This window comes from Solibacillus sp. FSL R5-0691 (genome assembly GCF_037974225.1).
Lineage (GTDB): Bacteria > Bacillota > Bacilli > Bacillales_A > Planococcaceae > Solibacillus.
In genome coordinates, this window is sequence record NZ_CP150231.1 from 2,847,669 (window position 1) to 2,864,253 (window position 16,585).

Genomic DNA, 16,585 nt, shown 5'->3' on the forward strand with positions numbered 1-16,585 from the left:
TCCTTAAAACATTGTTATATCAATACTTGCGGGGGCAATTATTTTTTTTGACTACGGTTTTGACTACGTTTATTTATTCTTTTAATAAATGTATACTAATATTCAATTATTTCTAATACAGGAAGTTGTTCAATTAATTCCATTGTTTGGATAGACAATTGAATTACAGATAACAATAAATTTAATATATACTTTGGATCTTGAGAATATAAATTTGGATCATCAACTATCCCTGTTTTTTTATCTTCCTTTACCTGATATTGATCTATAATCCACTCAATTGCTGGACGACCGTTTACAATATATTCGTAAGCTTTCATAGGTATATTTACAATAGTGATATCACTGTTAAAAATTATTTTATCCAAAATACCTTTTTTAGGATGCTTCATTTTTATTACATTATAAGAAGGATTAGCTTTGATTTGAATTTCAATATTTTTATTCGGTTCTAAATTTTCATAATTAAGATGTAAATAAACTAATTTTTTTCCTATAGCTACAAAATTTTCTTTATTATTTAGTATAGGGATACGTGGTAATTCTTTTTTTAGGTTACTAGCATACTGTGCTCTATATTCCTTAGAATGTAAAACAGCATATACATAATAAAATATATCCTCTTCAGAAAGACCAATCTTGTTTTTAAAGCTTTCATCAATATTGGTTTGATTAAACAATAAATTTGAATCCCTATTATCTAGCAAATAAAAACCTTGCCCTTTTTCCATTAAATCTAAGTTTGGTATTTTATCAATAACTAGACAAGAAAAATCTCTACTTGCTCCAGCACCTGTGACATAAATTATTTTATTTTCCTTACCAAAAACATCTTTATATCTACTCGGACGCTCAATAATATCTGTTTGATAATATAAAAATTTCTTTGTAAAAGGACGATACATACTTTCGATTACAAGACTATCATCTAATTCAATTTGAATTCCCTTAATTAGCTTTTGTTTAAGTCCTGTACTCCATTTCACAAAATTATCAGCGTTATTAATTAAATTTACTTTTGTTTTTTCCTCTGTTATATGATTTAAACGGACTACCTCTGAGTTATAATTTCCCACCATAATCTGAACGTTTTCAACAACTCTTTTTTTATCATATCCGTACACCCAAGTATCTCTATTTGTACTAACTCCAATTGCTTTATTTATAAAAATATTGCCCTCTAAAGCTGGATATTTATTATAATTTTTATCTCGTTGATTAATCCAATCATTATTTTCATCAGGACTTATTATTGTCCATTCTATATTAGCAACAGATTTAAATTTGGATATAATATTTAACTTCTCTTCTCGGGATAAATAATCTCCAATATCATGGTAATAAACTTTATGATTTTCTGATCCATCCTTCACCAAAATAGTAATAGCAATTGGTGTTCTACTTCCTGATCCAAAAACCTTTCCGCCCTCTTGACGAGATTTTTCACCTAAAGTTCTTTGATCTCCACGAAGATTAAATACATAAATATAATTAAATTCGTTAAACCAACATTTTCGCAGTCCATCCGTACTATTGCTATCAATAAATGATCCATTTGTAACGAACCCTATAATTCCTTTGCTTTCTACTCTATCACTTGCCCAACGGAAAGCCTTGATATAAGAATCATAGAGACTTTTCTTTAGGTTGGCTGATGAGTACTTCGCATAAGTTGAATCAATATTATAATCTAAATTTGGATACGATTGATTCTGATTATTGTCATTTGCGTTATTTTGGCCAATAGAGTACGGTGGGTTACCAATTATAGCGAAAATAGGATCTTCTTGTTGGCGTTTTAAACGGGCATTATTTTCATCAAATAACTCATCCATAAACGAGTCTTTGTTCTCTGTACTTTCAAATGTATCTGTTAGTACAATCCCTTCAAATGGCACATACTCTCCACCAGTTAAACTATGGAATGTTTCTTCAATATTAATGGCTGCAATATAATAACTTAATAGGACTATTTCATTTGCATGTATTTCTTGTGTATATTTACGTAATAAATCTTCTTTAGGAATTAGTCCACTTTGTAATAAACGAGTGACAAATGTACCTGTGCCAGTAAATGGATCTAATACATGTACTCCATCACTAGCTAGTGATTTACCAAAGTGCTTCTTTAGCACATCATCAACGGAATGAATTATGAAATCTACAACCTCTACCGGTGTGAAAACAATCCCTAAGCGTTCTGTAGTTTCCTTAAAACCTACTTTAAAGAACTTATCATATAACTGTATGATAATATCTTGTTTGGCTTTTAAGTTATCTATACCTTCAGCACGTACACGTACACTTTCATAGAAAGATTCTAACTTTTCTTGTTCTTTCATTAGGCCCTGTTCGTCGAGAATAGATAAAATCCTATCCATTGATTTAGAAACAGGATTATTATGCACGAAGCTATAAGAATCAAATAACGCTTCAAATATTGGCTTTGTAATTAAATGCTGCGCTAACATTTCAATCGCTTGAGTTTCACTAATTGAGTCGTTGATATTGTAACGTAAACTCTTAATAAATTTTTGGAACTCTTTATATGCTTCACTTTCTTTATCCTCTAGCATTACTCGAATACGTAGCATATGCTGTTGAGCAATCTCTGCTACATCTTTTGACCAATCTTCCCAATAACGTACATTACCAACTTTACGAACAATTTTCCCATAAATCGCCCGCTCTAAGTCACTAAAATCATCTTCTGATAACATAAATGATATTTGCTCTGTAGTAGGTTTTAATTCCCCGTCTTCTGGAGCATCACCTACGCCTATAATTTGAATTTGGTCAGGTTTCTTTTTATTTAATTCCAATTTATTAATAGTTGCATCAAATCTTTCGTCCAATGAACGTAAAGCATTGAGTACTTCCCAAACTACACGATATTTATCATTATTATCTAAAACACTATTTGTATCGGCACCTGCTGGAACACCAATTGGTAAAATAACATATCCATAGTCTTTACCTGGAGATTTACGCATTACACGTCCTACTGCCTGTGCAATATCAATTTTTGATTTTCGAGGCTTCAAGAACATAATTGCATCTAAATCTGGTACATCTACACCCTCTGTTAAGAAGCGGGCATTAGAAAGAATACGACAAGTGTTATCAGGCACTTCATCTTTTAACCAAGAGATTTTCTTGTTTTTTTCTAATGCATTCATTGAACCATCTGCATGATCAATTTCGATTTCATATTGGCGCTCATGTTCAGCGTTATCTTGATATAAATACTGGTCTACTACATGCGAGAACATATCTGAAATTAATTTTGACTCACGAATAGTACTGTTAAATGCAATTGCACGTTTCATAGGTGCACCTAAAGCTTCATCTGAATTACTACGACGACGCACTAAACCATTCCAACAACCAACTATTTTAGTTACATCATCGAATTTTAATTCTGAATTCTTGTCCGCAAACATTTGTTGGAATCTTTTAGTAATCATTTCTTCATCTACTGCTAATACCATTACTTTATAATCTGTTAAAATACCTTGACGAATAGCATCACCAAATCCAATACGGTATAACTCCTCACCGTATAAATCAGGATTATCCATATCAGCTATAACTACTGATATTTCATCTGCTTTTTGCTTAGCTGCATCACCATATACACGTGGAGTCGCTGTTTGATACAAGCGCTTTGCCGTTTTAATATTTTCATCATAATGAACCTTTGTAAAACTACTGTCTTCATTACCTAATTCAGTTGCTCCCGTAGTACGATGCGCCTCGTCACATACTACTAAATCAAATTCATAAAAGCCTTTCTTCTGAGCTTCAATAATTACATCGATTGATTGATATGTTGAAAATACAGTTAAGAAATCGCCATTTTCATCGCTATTCTCAATTCTAGATTGATATTCTAAAAGCTTATTTGTATCTGTAGTTGCTGGATAACCAATATCTGCAACGTTAATATCAGCTACATCATCATTACTATCTTTTTTAGTTACTTTACGATCGGAACATACAGCAATTGCATCCATATTATAATTTGTATCTGCTGTCCATCCACGTAACGTTTGTGAAAGTAGTTGAATACTCGGTACTAAATAAAGTACCCGGAAAACATCATTTTTCTTTTTTGCAAGTTCTTCAGCAATTGCCATAGAAGTATAAGTTTTACCAGTACCAGGAGCCATAATAAGCTTCCCACGGTCAGCTGTTTCAAAACCATTAATAACTGCTTCAATGGCAGGAATTTGGTGGGTTCTTGGAGTTTTCTTGTGTTGAACTTTAACTTGTTCAGGTTTAGAAAAAGTGAATTCTGACCAATCAATTTGACTATCTTTAAGTTGCGTCAATGAAATTCGAGTAATTTCTTTATCTCGTCCAATCAACGCTTCTTCTGCATTTTTCCCCCATCTGTCTGTTGAGGTAATAATGATACCTTTAGCATAAAACTTCTTACCGACTTCATTTAAAAATGAATCAATATGTAGTTTCTGAATTATTGTATCTTCAGCATAATATTTACATTGAATCGCCACTAATAAGCCTGTTTCACGTTCCTTTGCTACTAAATCTACACCTGTATCTGATTTAGGAATACCATACTCAAGAGGGACTTCATTTAATGTCCATACCTCATCAAATAAACGCTTGTACATTGGTTCATTTTTAAAGTATGTGCGTGATAATAATTCGAACATTGTACCTCTATCACGCTGTGTATTGTAATCAGCGTCCATTTCTTTTACTAAAGATATGAAGCTTTTTGCGCTTTTTATTTCTTCAGCCATGTAATCACCTATTTTTCTAATTTCTAAAACTATAAGAATAATTATAGCATTTAAGTATATATATCATTGATAAAACATAAGCATCTACGGAATTCTATTGATTCTTGTTTTGCGTGAGCTTAAATTAATAAATTTGATATTTCCTTGTCCTCAATTTTATTATTGCCTAATTCATCTTTCCCTTTAGCACTACACTCATTCAATTCACTTTCAAAGATTAATGGCGAGTGATCACTAACGCTTAGATATTCACTAACTTCACCAATGCTAAATTTTCTAATAAAAGGTATATACTCCTTAGAAACTAGACAATAATCTATATGAAAAGGTTTTTCTAAATTCTGATGATGATAGTAAGTATATTTGCTCTCCATACCATATTCCTCCTTATTAATATGATGATAACAACTTGTCAAATTAAAGCTATTAAATAAGTCAATAATTTTATTATATCCACCCTTACCACCTAAACCTGAATAACTAGAAGTTACTCTTTTTTCAAGATTAAAATCACCCATAATAATTACTGGACCATTTTTAATAAGATTTTCATATTCAATAAATGCATTATATAAAACTTTTCCATAAGAAGCAGAAGGCATTCTCTTAGTCCAAACTGCAATAAGTGTAAAATTTTCTTTTCCGCTCACTTTTATGGGGATAATCCATTCATACTTTATGTCTTCTACTAACAAATCCAGCTTATAGTCTTTTGAAAAGGTAAATACACCTACTCCTAATCCCCTTGCCTTACCTTCTCCCACCCATAAACAATCCTCAAATTGAAAATGCTTTTCTGATTTCTGCGAATTTTGTACTTCTTGTAGTATTGCAATATCAGGTGCTAAACTAGATATTCTTTTAATTTTTTCAATATTATTTAGTCCATTCTTAACATTCCATGAGATAATTTTCATTTTCTTCCCCCTTAACCTTATTTCAATAGTTAGATTACATAGTTCAATTGTACATTTGGAATCCTTAATCACATTCCAGCTCTTTAAAACAATTTAAAATATTCATCTTCTAAGATTTTCCTTACAGGTACATTAATATATTTATTCAAGTTACCTCTCGGCCTAGGATGAGGTACATATCCAATTTTCTCTTTAACTGCTATTAATACTTCATAAGAATAGAGCTTAGATTGGATTCTACTAAATACTTCTGAAGCTTCAAGGCATAATTTCATCCAAGTATTTATACCTTGTTGCCCTTTAATCCCCCAGCTAATAAATATTATAGTTGCATTTTCCATCGCTTCTTTTATAAATCTCCAGTTTATTTCATTTAAACTAAAATGCTGTTTAGATAGGTTTTTACTATTCCCGTCAATTATGCTAGAAACATTTACTATATGTAATGCATCACAACCATTTTTTTGCGCTAAAGAAATCATTTGATTTACTGTAGGATCTGAAGTTATATGAGAAGCTTTACTCGGATTCATCATAAAAGCAAGAAAAATTTTCTCACCGTTCTGCCAACGTTTTTCAAGTATATACCGTTCCGTTTGCATTTGATTAAAAACAGCAACGCCTTCTATAAGATTGCATATTCCCGTCTTTTGCACTAATCCAAATGCTTGTGCAGTATCATTAATCCACATACGCTAGCCCCCTATTTCGAATGTTGCTAACTTTAATTATACATTTATTCCCATGTTTTATCTTTGGATATTTATATTTATTATGATTCTATATTTTCTCGCACTAATTTTTTCGCAAAAAAAATTGAGAGAAATTTAAATTTCTCTCAACTCTTTTATTAATTATCATAAAAAGTAGCAAGTGGCATAGTGCATGCCTATTTGTCGACCTGTTAATTTGTGAAATCAATGGTAATAACACTATTGAAAATAGAAACGCAAGAGCTTGTATATTAAGTGATTGTGAATATATAAGCTAAAGTCAAATTGTTTCATACTGACTGTAGAAAAGAGTTCAATAACAAATCTAATTTCAGAGGCAATTCAAATAATTGTAATCCACCCCTTAGCATGAGGGAATGTCCTTATGATAACTCTGTGGCTGAAGCTACGTAACTTGTATTTGAACTTGCTTATTAATGCCATTGATTCAACAATCTACAAATCCACGGGTCATTAGGCTACTTAAGCCTAAGTATTCAAGCTTAAAACCCTATTATTAATATCCAGTTTAGTTATTTATTCAACCCAGGCCTTATAATGTCGATATACGTCTTCATATTCCTTATTAAATATGTTAAATGGCTCTTTTAAATCCAATTGAGTAAATGAATAATCTTTAATTGATTTCAAAGTCTGTTCATTGTCGGCTATGAATATAAATGATTGATGGGTTTTTTCTAATGATGAAAAAATAAATTTAGCTGTTTTATCGATTTCAACGTTATTAAAATCATCCTTTAAGAAGGTATCAATAAACATGGGTATATGAAATGTATTTTTATTTTCAATACTCATTTTATATATAGTTAAGTATTGGGCTATGAAAGCTTGTACTTTAGATGCACCTGAGAGAGTAATATTTACAGACTCTAAATTAGACTTATAGTAATTTTTATAAGCAAATGGAATATTTAAATCTTTAAAAGCCGATATCATTAATTTTTGATATTTACTTGTTACATCTACCGAATTTAATTTTCTTAGGCTTTCTTCTATACTTATAAGTTGATTTTCTAAAGAATTCTTTTCTGATTTATCATTTTCCAACTCATCTTCCAATCTAATATTTACTCTTGAAAGGGCATAACTATCTGCTCTTTCTCCTAAGGATATTACATTTGCATCTGATTGTAATTTCCCTTTATATTCATCACCAATATTTATCGTTTGATCTAGCTTACCATAAAGTTCATAAATTACATTTTGTACATCGTTTAATTCTAATCTAACTTTTTCTCGTTCCTTAATTAAATTTTGTCTTACTAGCAGCAAACTATAGTTTTCCTCAAAACTATTAATAAGGTTCTGATGACATGTAGGACATTCTTTATCTAAATTTCCTTCTACAATCTCTTCAATTGAGTTCTTCAGCGAGCTTTCCATTTCCTCTAATGTATTTTTTTCAAATATTTTTTTATTTAGTTGAGCTTTTAAATTATGCTCACTTTCGATTATCGAGTTGAACATTTTTAATACAATTTCATAATTTCTTTTAAAGTTCTCTATATCAATATCTTCTAAAATTTTTATATTCTTTAGGTTTTCTTCTATTATCATTTCCTTACTTCTAATAATCGCATTAATTCGCTGCAATTGCTGTTGGAAAATATCTTTTTGTAACTTTAATTCATAATATTCATTACTTCTTGCACCAGTGAAATATTCTAAGATTATTTTTTTATAATCTTGAATAAAATTAATACCAGTAAAAGTATCTTTTAAATATGATTGCCAACTATTATCCTGATCTGTATAAAAAGGAAGGAAAATATGATTAGGATATAGTTTAGTTTCAGTCCCCCCCTTATCAAGAGTTACTAATTTTATATTAAAGATTTCATTCAACTTCTCTTTAAATGTTTTAGTATCATAGTATGTACTAACTTTACTTTTATTGCGCTCTACTAATTTAAAACAATTTTTACCTCTACCTTGTTTTAACCTTTGTCTGATCAGAATATATTCTTCATTGTTGATTCTAAATTCTATAATATAGATGTTAGTATTGTTGGTTATTGATGGATCTTTAACATCACATCCAAATGTATATAAAATTGAACGTGACAATGTTGTTTTTCCAGTATCTTTTTCTCCTACAATTAAGTTAATTCCTAAATTAAAAGTTTCGCTAAAAGCTTTCGCTTTTTCAGCATATAGGATTGAAAACCTATTAATTATTAAATTCACGTTATCACCTCTTTCAACATTACAATTAATGCTAATGCTTTTATTTCATGATCAGATAACCTAAGTCGCATCAACTTTAATTCTGATGAGTTTTCAATTGTATCAATTACCTCATCAAACGCTTCAAATTCATTCATTGTAAATAATTTCTTAATATCACTGTAATCATTTTGAACAGGATGATTTTTTATCATTAAATTATTTTGAATTTGCGTAAAACTTTTAGCTATTTTGATATTACGTCTATCTTGATCATTTAATAAATATACATAATCATTAAATTTTAAAGTACTTTCAATTTCACTAAATTGAGTAATTTTTGATTGTAAAAAATTGCTGGATAACTTTGTCTTATTTCTTCGGATTTTTTTTATTTCATAAGTTAAACTAGTATATAATGCAGCACTATTTATTTTATTCTCCCCAAGCATTTCTGATACCACATCTTCTATATAAACTCTGGTAACTTCTTCGTGCCTACTTTTAGGAATAATTCGGCGAGCATTAATATTTGTCCAATCATATTCACCAAACTGAGTTTTATTAATTATTTCTTCTTTTACTGTTTCACTTAAATCATTGAAGTTTATTTCTCTTAAATCCTCTATTCCCTCTATACTATTTGACAATTTTTTCGAAAACCTTTGATTCTCACATACAATTAATGTTGTAAGTACAGTTGTATTTGAGGCATTATCTTTTACTTTCAAATAATTCACATTCATTTTTTCAATAATAGATAGTCCTGAATCGTCAGCTTCAGTTTTTCTTCCAGGAGAATATAACAAATTAGGTGTTAGACTTCTACTCGTACTTTTGGCTTGATAAAGGTTAATACGGTCATTAAATATTATGAAATCTTCTACTTTTTCATATATTAAAATACTTTCATTTATATTGTTTTTACTGTTAATTAATATTTCATTAAATAGAAGGTATATCGCAGTCGACATTTGAAATTCAAAACCATCTGTTGCACTATCTCCACCATTTTCATCTGCTAAATTAATTATTGAATCAATTATTTCATTAGAGACCACATAAAAACCTCCCTATTACAATAGTACCAATTTTAACCATAACTCATTATATTCATAAATAATAAAAACACGCAACATCAAATAACATTGCGTGTTCCATATCTTCTTATTTACTTGCTTTCCGTAATTGCACTAATTCCATTTCGTATTCTTTCTGTTTCTTCAACAACCATTCCATTGATTTATAATAAAATATATCCGAGCATTCTTTAGAGCAAAAACGCTTACCTATCTTATTTGGTTCTTTCCAAACGATTGTGACAATATAGTATGATTCATCTTTGTTACTTTGAACTCTCTCCCCACAATGGTAGCAATTAAATCCCCATGCACGCTTTAAATCTTTTCGAAAGTATTTTTGATAATAGCCATTCTTCAATTCCTCCATTTTCAATCCCATCTCCACTATGCAGTTCATTAGATGCATATCTTCGTCATAACCTGTAAGCTGTATTAACCTTTTTTGTTCATCTGTCATAGCAATCTCTCCTAAAAATATAATATGGCCGTCTTTATAATAACTTGATAATAAAATGATATCAATAGTATATATCAGATAATAAAAATACCTTTAGTATATAGATTAAAATCGCTATTTCATGAATTCTATATAGTAGAGGTGATAAAATGTCTGATTTAACAAACCATATCGGAGAAAAAATCCGTTACTATAGAAGAGAACAGAAGCTGAGTCAGGAAGAATTAGCGTTCAAAGCTGCTCTACATAATACCTATATTGGACAATTAGAACGTGGAGAAAAGAATGTGACTGTCGAAAGCCTTGCTAAGGTATGCGCGGCTCTAAATCTTACATTGGCTGAATTTTTTCATATGCCTCATACAACTTCAAAACTACTAAGTATGGAGCTTGAACAAATTATTATGTTACTAGAGGGCCGTTCAAAAAAAGACCTGCAAAATGTGCTCGAAATTATTGAATCCTTATTAAAATGGAAAGACAACTAATGAATGATGCGTATCGGCATACCCTATTTTGTTGCAGTTTGGTGCATACGTATTTACGAGAAATGCACCACGCACCAGCATTTGTAAGGTTCTCAGAGAAAGAAGCCTAGTTGCATTCATTAAATTATTCATGTATTTGACGAATTACATACCAATAATATAGATAAGTTTATTATCTATATGGTAGTGCTCTACTATTAATATAAAAAGCATGTGCTATAGTATCAATCTGATGCACATGCTTTTACATTTTTGAGTTTGCTTATTCTGCTGCTTCCAACTTTATAAATGCTCTATTATTATATTCGACTATTTTATACTGTGTTAATAGACAATGAAATTCTTCTGATTGCATTATACGTTGTAGCTGTTTCTTACCCGCCGCCCCTTCTAAATCTAATATTTTACGTATATCCGCTTTCGTAATTTTGCTTCCCGCTTCTACAATATTAAATAGCTTATTTAATTCTAAAAACCATTTAGGCTTACTATCTAACAAGTTCCATTTTTCAACCTTACTTCCATTAAAATACTCATACAATAGTTTAAGCAATACGATATCCCTAGAAAAAATATAGACATCTGCCTTTTTACTATTCCCATGATTTCTAATACTCGTTCGTAAAATATCTTGAATGCTCCCCACTACTTGATCACTTAATTTATACGTTTCAATCTCAACGCTATTGAAACGTCTCGTTTTCTTGATAGTTGTCACTCCCAAATCTGATTCGTCAGAAAAGATGCCTCCTGACTTACTCAAATAATAAGCATCCCCTTTATTTATAATCCCTACCACAATTAAACACGAGTAATTTGAATAACTATTCGATCCCTTAATGTTACCGAAGTGATTAATAGCTATTCTTTTGTTTTTAATTTCTTGAGATAGTAAGCTTTCAAATAATCCTTTCATAAATTTATAACATAGTATTAATACAGGTTCTTCTAGTGACTTTTCACTTGCATATTTCGCTAGCTTCAATACTAGATCATTATCCTCTAATAACCGCTTCTTACTAGAAGGAATCGTAATATCGTAATGTAGCGTTAAATGGTCGTAACTTTTTAAAACGGGAATATCCATTAATTGAATATTATCAAGATGCCCATATTCTAAATCATATTTAGCAGTTCCGTCTAAAATGATTGTATTATACATAGAAAAGTCATATATAGCTTTTTTTGCCGTACTTATAGTAATCCTTCTATTATATTCACTGACAATACTAGCTTGTGTTATAACTGCTTCCACATGCCTTAGTATTGCTACATTTGAACCCTCATAGTGCTTATACCATTCTGCTTCAAAGTTAAATTTGAATGTAGTATCTAAAGGAGGGATTTGAACACCACGCTCACTAGACAGCATTATCATTTTCAATTCGTTGATAACCTGGATTGCTGAAATCATGTTTTCACGACCTATTTCTAGCTCCATACTTTTTAAATGGTATATTAACGTTTCTAAATCCATTGTACTTATTTGGATAAAGTCGATAATTGGAGGCTTTTCATCAATAACCAATCTTTTACGTTCATATTCCTTACCATCATTCCCTATCCATTTGGCATAATTCTTTAATTGCGCCCCCTCCATCTGTAGCCGAGCATGGGTCATAATAATAATGGGAAATTGCTTTTGTATTTCATGTTTTTTTGGTAACTCACAAGTACGCTTAAAGCTACAGCGACCACAAACATTATGTTCATATTCAGTTAAATCTTTTTTACACTTCTTATATGTAAAAGCACTTTGCATTACATAAGCAGCATGGGAATATTGATAATAATCTACATCATATGATGTATCTTCTGTAGCTTCAACAAAGACTTCGTAATTTCCTAGTTCCTTTGCTAAGGCTACCGCCGTTTCATTACGTTCTACAACAACAATCGTTCCTGCCTGCTCTAGATGATGTTCAAGCATATACCTCAAATAAGTAACTAGCGTTGTACTTTTCCCTCCCCCCGGCTCTAATGGCCATACTGTTACTCTAGGAGCGGTATTATTAATTGCAGACACTAAATTTGAATAAATTACCTTACTGTTTTCATCGACTGTTATGTTACGGCTCTTCATAGTAGTTGTAAGATCAGTCACAACATTCTCCACAACTGGTTTCCACTGTGTTTTATCTGGAAGAAGCGGTGTAAAGGACTTTGTTTGTAATTGATTTAAATTAATTTTTTCATACCTCTCTGCTGGTTTCGCTTCAAGTTTTAAAGCTAATTCATATAAATCAACCCAACCTTGATGTTCTGCTAACCAGCTTAATGGTTTCCCATTACCTATTTCGCATTTTCCATTTTGACCATTTGAACAATAGCAGATTAAACTATCAAAAAAGATATATGCAGAAGGCTTACTATCCCCATGTACAGGGCATTGATATGAAATTTTATTACCATTGTTCCGATAATCTAAACCCGCCACATCCAAACTATCTGTGAATTCTTCTAAAACCTCCTGTACAGCCTTATTTGAAATATCATACATTTTTGTTTTTTTACTTTTCTTTGGTTCTTCTCCAGGTGGAAATGCATCAGCTAATTCTTGTTGGTTGTAGACATTGTTTAATTTCTCATAAACAATTTTTTCTTGGTAAACCTTTTCATTACTACTCCATTCCTTATAATTATTAACATAAGGCAATCTAAAACAATCATTAGGATTTCGCTTAGATCTGTCTGCTTGAAAATAACCAATAAGTTGAAATTGAATTTTTTCAAAAACATAAACAGATTCGTTCAATGCTTGCTCCGTCGTTGTGTCCCAATGTGCATCTGTAACTTGGTACAATACTTTATAACCTGCCCTTCCCTCGTACACGATTGTGGGCTTTAAAGGTGCATTCATGATATGTTCAAGTTGCTCTTCTTTCGAACGACCATCGCTATCAATATCAACAAAATGAAAACGAATACGCTTAATTTTGTCCTTATGCTTTGATCCGTTCATATAAAAACATAACGCTCTCTTTTCTAATTCACAGCGATTTATATATACAGGTAATCCAGCATGAAGATTTGATATATTAAGTAAGTCCCAATAACTTGACCCTATATTATCTAAGTCCCAATAACTTACTTCAGTCTTAAGTAAGTTTTGAAAATTGTTCCTATTAAGAAACGCCTTACTTTCTTTATCATCCATAAAAGCTTGAAACGGGTACTCTGTTAATCCTTCATATGCATATTCAATAAAAGCTGCTAACTTTTCTATATTTACTTCCATTACTTTCCCCTCCAAAGAGGACATTTACGTTTATATATAATATGAAAATGTCCCTTTTAGTTAATCCGCAACACATCTCACGAAAAATTTCTCGTAGGTAAAATACCGCTCCCGCACAATGTAGCTCAGAGTATTGATTTAATAGGCACTGGGGGGTGATTTATTTCATCTTAAAAAATGTCCCTAATTTTATTGCCCATTCCTCCAATAAAGAATTGACAACAATATTTAACCCGATAGGTATCCCGTTCCATTAATTAGCTATACATTATTAAGCAATAGGCATTTCTTGATGTGTGATTGCAATTTAAGCGGTATTTACCGCCAACATATGACTTATACGCTAACGGTTTTGGAGAGTTAAATAATTTTTATAAAAATTATATAGTCTGTTGAAATTTGCTGATTTTCGCAACATAAAAAAGACTACTAGTACGGTGCTTGTCGATATTCATGTTGCAGACATAGTAATCTTATAAACAAAAAGAAAGCAGCTATTAACAAGTGTAGTTAATAACTGCTTTTTAAAATTGTATTCATTTATTTTTTATAAGGTATTTCTATATACATGCTATTTCGAGCGCTTTTTATATGAATGTAGGGGGGCTATGCTATCCCAAAAGCTACATTCCCCCTATCAAACCACCGCTTTACATAATAAATAGGAGCTAGCGTGAAAGGACAGATTTTCAATAATTCAATTTTTTCATAATACAAGATGAATAAGGACAAAATAATTACTTTAACCACTCATCGTAGGAATTAAATAATCTTGGATTTGGGGGATTACCGTTATTTACTCCATTTACCTCAATAGTAGCCACCTCAGGATATATAAGAGTGTCTAAATAAGTTGCATGGAACCTCACTCTAATTGTAAATCTATGATCATTTGTATTTTGGGAATAAAGAATGGATACTTTATCATTGTCTTTTAAGTAACCAACGCCTCTTTGGCTTTCTACATATTGCGCTAACATTTCCTCAGTAAACGGTCTATTATTTGCTTCCACATAGGACACTAAATCATAAGTCATTTCCTCAGCTTTAGGCTTTAGTACAAGAAAATATGTACCCCAAGCTGTAATTTTAGTTAATAAGTAAAATAATAGAACAAAAGATAATGCGTATAAAAAAGTGTTTATAACAACTGTGATTAAGACCTTGAAAATTTTCATAAATCAAACCTCATTAATATTGTTTTAATAACGTGACGAGTATCTTGTTGATTGTAGTTGATAAAATTGAAATCCTTCGTTTCCTTCAATGATAGAAGTGAAAAAGACCTTAATCGTTATCTATTCTCTCATTTTCCAAGACGTTAATATAAATATCCTCCTTAGGGTTCGTTTCAGAACCGATTACGAATTTAGTCCGATTCCCTTCCCCTATTCCCCTGACATTTAGCTTAATGTTATATAATTTATTGAATTCAGCAAGCGGATCAATATCGATATATAAAACCATTTTTAATTTCTGGTATCCATTCTCTGAGACAGACTCTAGTTTATATTCAATTCCTATACCTTCCTCACTATACGAGGAAAGTCTGTTACCCTCGACACTCCCACTAAAATTATTGCGGTATATTTCTCCACCACCATTAGGATTGTAAGCTATTAAAGTAGCATCTATCTCTAATTGAACCCTTTCACCGTCACTATAAATATCTCCGTTTTCCCAATATAAAAATCCATCAGAATAGATACTCGAGTGTACTAGCTTCTGTTGCCCCGCTTTTAAATTATGAACTTTTTCTCCATTAAAATTATTGATAATTTTAGTATTCGTATTCTCCGGTTCATCACTACTACTTTCTATTATTATGTTTTCTTCTTGCGTGTCGTTGTTAGAGTTAAAGAAATTGTCTTCAATTTCTATATCATTGTTACCAGAAGATGTTTGTGTATCTTTTTCAATATCCCCCTGCTCTTGAATTTTTGAATCTTCTTCAATATAATCATTGTCCTTATAGATTTCATTAGCTTTTACGATTGCCGTAGTACTGACAGTTTTTTTATAACTATCATAAAGATAGCTCCATAAAAATAAATTCGCTGGGACTAACACCATTATTAGTGTTACAATAAGCACTTTTTTCATAAAAACACTAACCTCACCTAGCATAATTATTATGCCTCAATTTGAAACGATTAATAGCTATCTGCATATCTCCTTAGATATAATCACTAAATCGGGATAGAAAACGAATTTTTTATTAGTGTAATGCAGGCATCAAATAAATAAAGGAAATATCCTATGCTTTTTATCGTATAATACCGGAAAATATTAACACTATTAAAATATTTTTTTGGTAAAGCGATTTTTACCTTATTATTATTTAACTCCCCTAACTCGTCCTCGTATAAATCAACGAAAGCAATTAAAACGTTGCGGAGATTAAATGGTAGAGGAGTATTGATAAATGAATGTAGATTTAACATCTAATGAGATTGAAGAGGTTATAATGAAAGCCGTACAAAAGGCAGTACAAGCCGTTCATTATGAATTCGTTGATAGTGGATGGCTTTCACTAAAAGAAGGAGCAAGTTATGCTGGTGTATCTTATAACACACTTATGAAGTACCGCACACTTGGCTTACAAGTATGTGAAATTGATGGTGTGAAGCGTATTTCACGTAAGGAAATTGATCGCTTCTTTCAAGAGCATAGTTTTTAATTAATGGTGGGGATTTATCTTATGATTCGTTATAATAATCATGAGGTAAAT

11 protein-coding genes are annotated in these 16,585 nt (G+C 31.0%); 2 read left to right on the forward strand and 9 right to left on the reverse strand.

Features of this window, described 5'->3' with window-relative positions; all coding sequences use genetic code 11:
• Positions 1-95: 95 nt before the first annotated feature.
• The 6 genes from MKY51_RS14380 to MKY51_RS14405 form a co-directional block, all read right to left on the reverse strand.
• Positions 96-4,772 (reverse strand): type ISP restriction/modification enzyme, encoded by a 4,677-nt coding sequence (locus MKY51_RS14380; protein WP_339173304.1) that lies wholly within the window; start codon positions 4,770-4,772, stop codon positions 96-98.
• A gap of 119 nt (positions 4,773-4,891) precedes the next feature.
• Positions 4,892-5,689 carry an endonuclease/exonuclease/phosphatase family protein gene (locus MKY51_RS14385; RefSeq protein WP_339173306.1) on the reverse strand — a complete coding sequence of 266 codons (798 nt, stop codon included), beginning with the start codon at positions 5,687-5,689 and terminating at the stop codon, positions 4,892-4,894.
• Between the two features lie 83 nt (positions 5,690-5,772).
• Entirely contained in the window at positions 5,773-6,381 is a 609-nt protein-coding gene (locus MKY51_RS14390) for a DUF1643 domain-containing protein (RefSeq protein WP_339173308.1), read from the reverse strand.
• A gap of 558 nt (positions 6,382-6,939) precedes the next feature.
• A complete protein-coding gene (locus MKY51_RS14395; RefSeq protein WP_339173310.1) occupies positions 6,940-8,610 on the reverse strand; it encodes a hypothetical protein in 1,671 nt (556 codons plus the stop codon).
• Positions 8,607-9,650, reverse strand: coding sequence for a dsDNA nuclease domain-containing protein (locus MKY51_RS14400; RefSeq protein ID WP_339173312.1), 1,044 nt, complete (start codon positions 9,648-9,650; stop codon positions 8,607-8,609). The genes MKY51_RS14395 and MKY51_RS14400 overlap by 4 nt, the downstream gene beginning before the upstream one ends.
• A 106-nt stretch (positions 9,651-9,756) precedes the next feature.
• Complete coding sequence (locus tag MKY51_RS14405; protein WP_339173314.1) at positions 9,757-10,128, reverse strand: hypothetical protein; 372 nt, start codon at positions 10,126-10,128, stop codon at positions 9,757-9,759.
• 149 nt (positions 10,129-10,277) lie between these two features.
• Here MKY51_RS14405 and MKY51_RS14410 point away from each other — a divergent pair, with 149 nt between their 5' ends.
• A complete protein-coding gene (locus tag MKY51_RS14410; protein ID WP_339173316.1) occupies positions 10,278-10,616 on the forward strand; it encodes a helix-turn-helix transcriptional regulator in 339 nt (112 codons plus the stop codon).
• Between the two features lie 262 nt (positions 10,617-10,878).
• Here MKY51_RS14410 and MKY51_RS14415 read toward each other — a convergent pair whose 3' ends face one another.
• The 3 genes from MKY51_RS14415 to MKY51_RS14425 form a co-directional block, all read right to left on the reverse strand.
• A complete protein-coding gene (locus tag MKY51_RS14415) occupies positions 10,879-13,854 on the reverse strand; it encodes a hypothetical protein (protein WP_339173319.1) in 2,976 nt (991 codons plus the stop codon).
• Between the two features lie 737 nt (positions 13,855-14,591).
• Positions 14,592-15,032, reverse strand: coding sequence for a hypothetical protein (locus MKY51_RS14420; RefSeq protein WP_339173321.1), 441 nt, complete (start codon positions 15,030-15,032; stop codon positions 14,592-14,594).
• A gap of 109 nt (positions 15,033-15,141) precedes the next feature.
• Positions 15,142-15,957, reverse strand: a complete 816-nt coding sequence (locus MKY51_RS14425; protein WP_339173324.1) for a hypothetical protein — start codon at positions 15,955-15,957, stop codon at positions 15,142-15,144.
• 322 nt (positions 15,958-16,279) lie between these two features.
• Here MKY51_RS14425 and MKY51_RS14430 point away from each other — a divergent pair, with 322 nt between their 5' ends.
• The gene (locus MKY51_RS14430; RefSeq protein ID WP_339173326.1) at positions 16,280-16,534 is read left to right on the forward strand and encodes a helix-turn-helix domain-containing protein; all 255 of its coding nucleotides are present in this window, start codon (positions 16,280-16,282) and stop codon (positions 16,532-16,534) included.
• Positions 16,535-16,585: the final 51 nt, after the last annotated feature.

Coding starts and splice junctions, on each gene's coding strand:
- MKY51_RS14410 (WP_339173316.1), top strand. CDS start 10,278: ATGTCTGATTTAACAAACCATATCGGAGAAAAAATCCGTTACTATAGA.
- MKY51_RS14430 (WP_339173326.1), top strand. CDS start 16,280: ATGAATGTAGATTTAACATCTAATGAGATTGAAGAGGTTATAATGAAA.
- MKY51_RS14420 (WP_339173321.1), bottom strand. CDS start 15,032: ATGAAAATTTTCAAGGTCTTAATCACAGTTGTTATAAACACTTTTTTA.
- MKY51_RS14415 (WP_339173319.1), bottom strand. CDS start 13,854: ATGGAAGTAAATATAGAAAAGTTAGCAGCTTTTATTGAATATGCATAT.
- MKY51_RS14425 (WP_339173324.1), bottom strand. CDS start 15,957: ATGAAAAAAGTGCTTATTGTAACACTAATAATGGTGTTAGTCCCAGCG.
- MKY51_RS14405 (WP_339173314.1), bottom strand. CDS start 10,128: ATGACAGATGAACAAAAAAGGTTAATACAGCTTACAGGTTATGACGAA.
- MKY51_RS14380 (WP_339173304.1), bottom strand. CDS start 4,772: ATGGCTGAAGAAATAAAAAGCGCAAAAAGCTTCATATCTTTAGTAAAA.
- MKY51_RS14390 (WP_339173308.1), bottom strand. CDS start 6,381: ATGTGGATTAATGATACTGCACAAGCATTTGGATTAGTGCAAAAGACG.
- MKY51_RS14385 (WP_339173306.1), bottom strand. CDS start 5,689: ATGAAAATTATCTCATGGAATGTTAAGAATGGACTAAATAATATTGAA.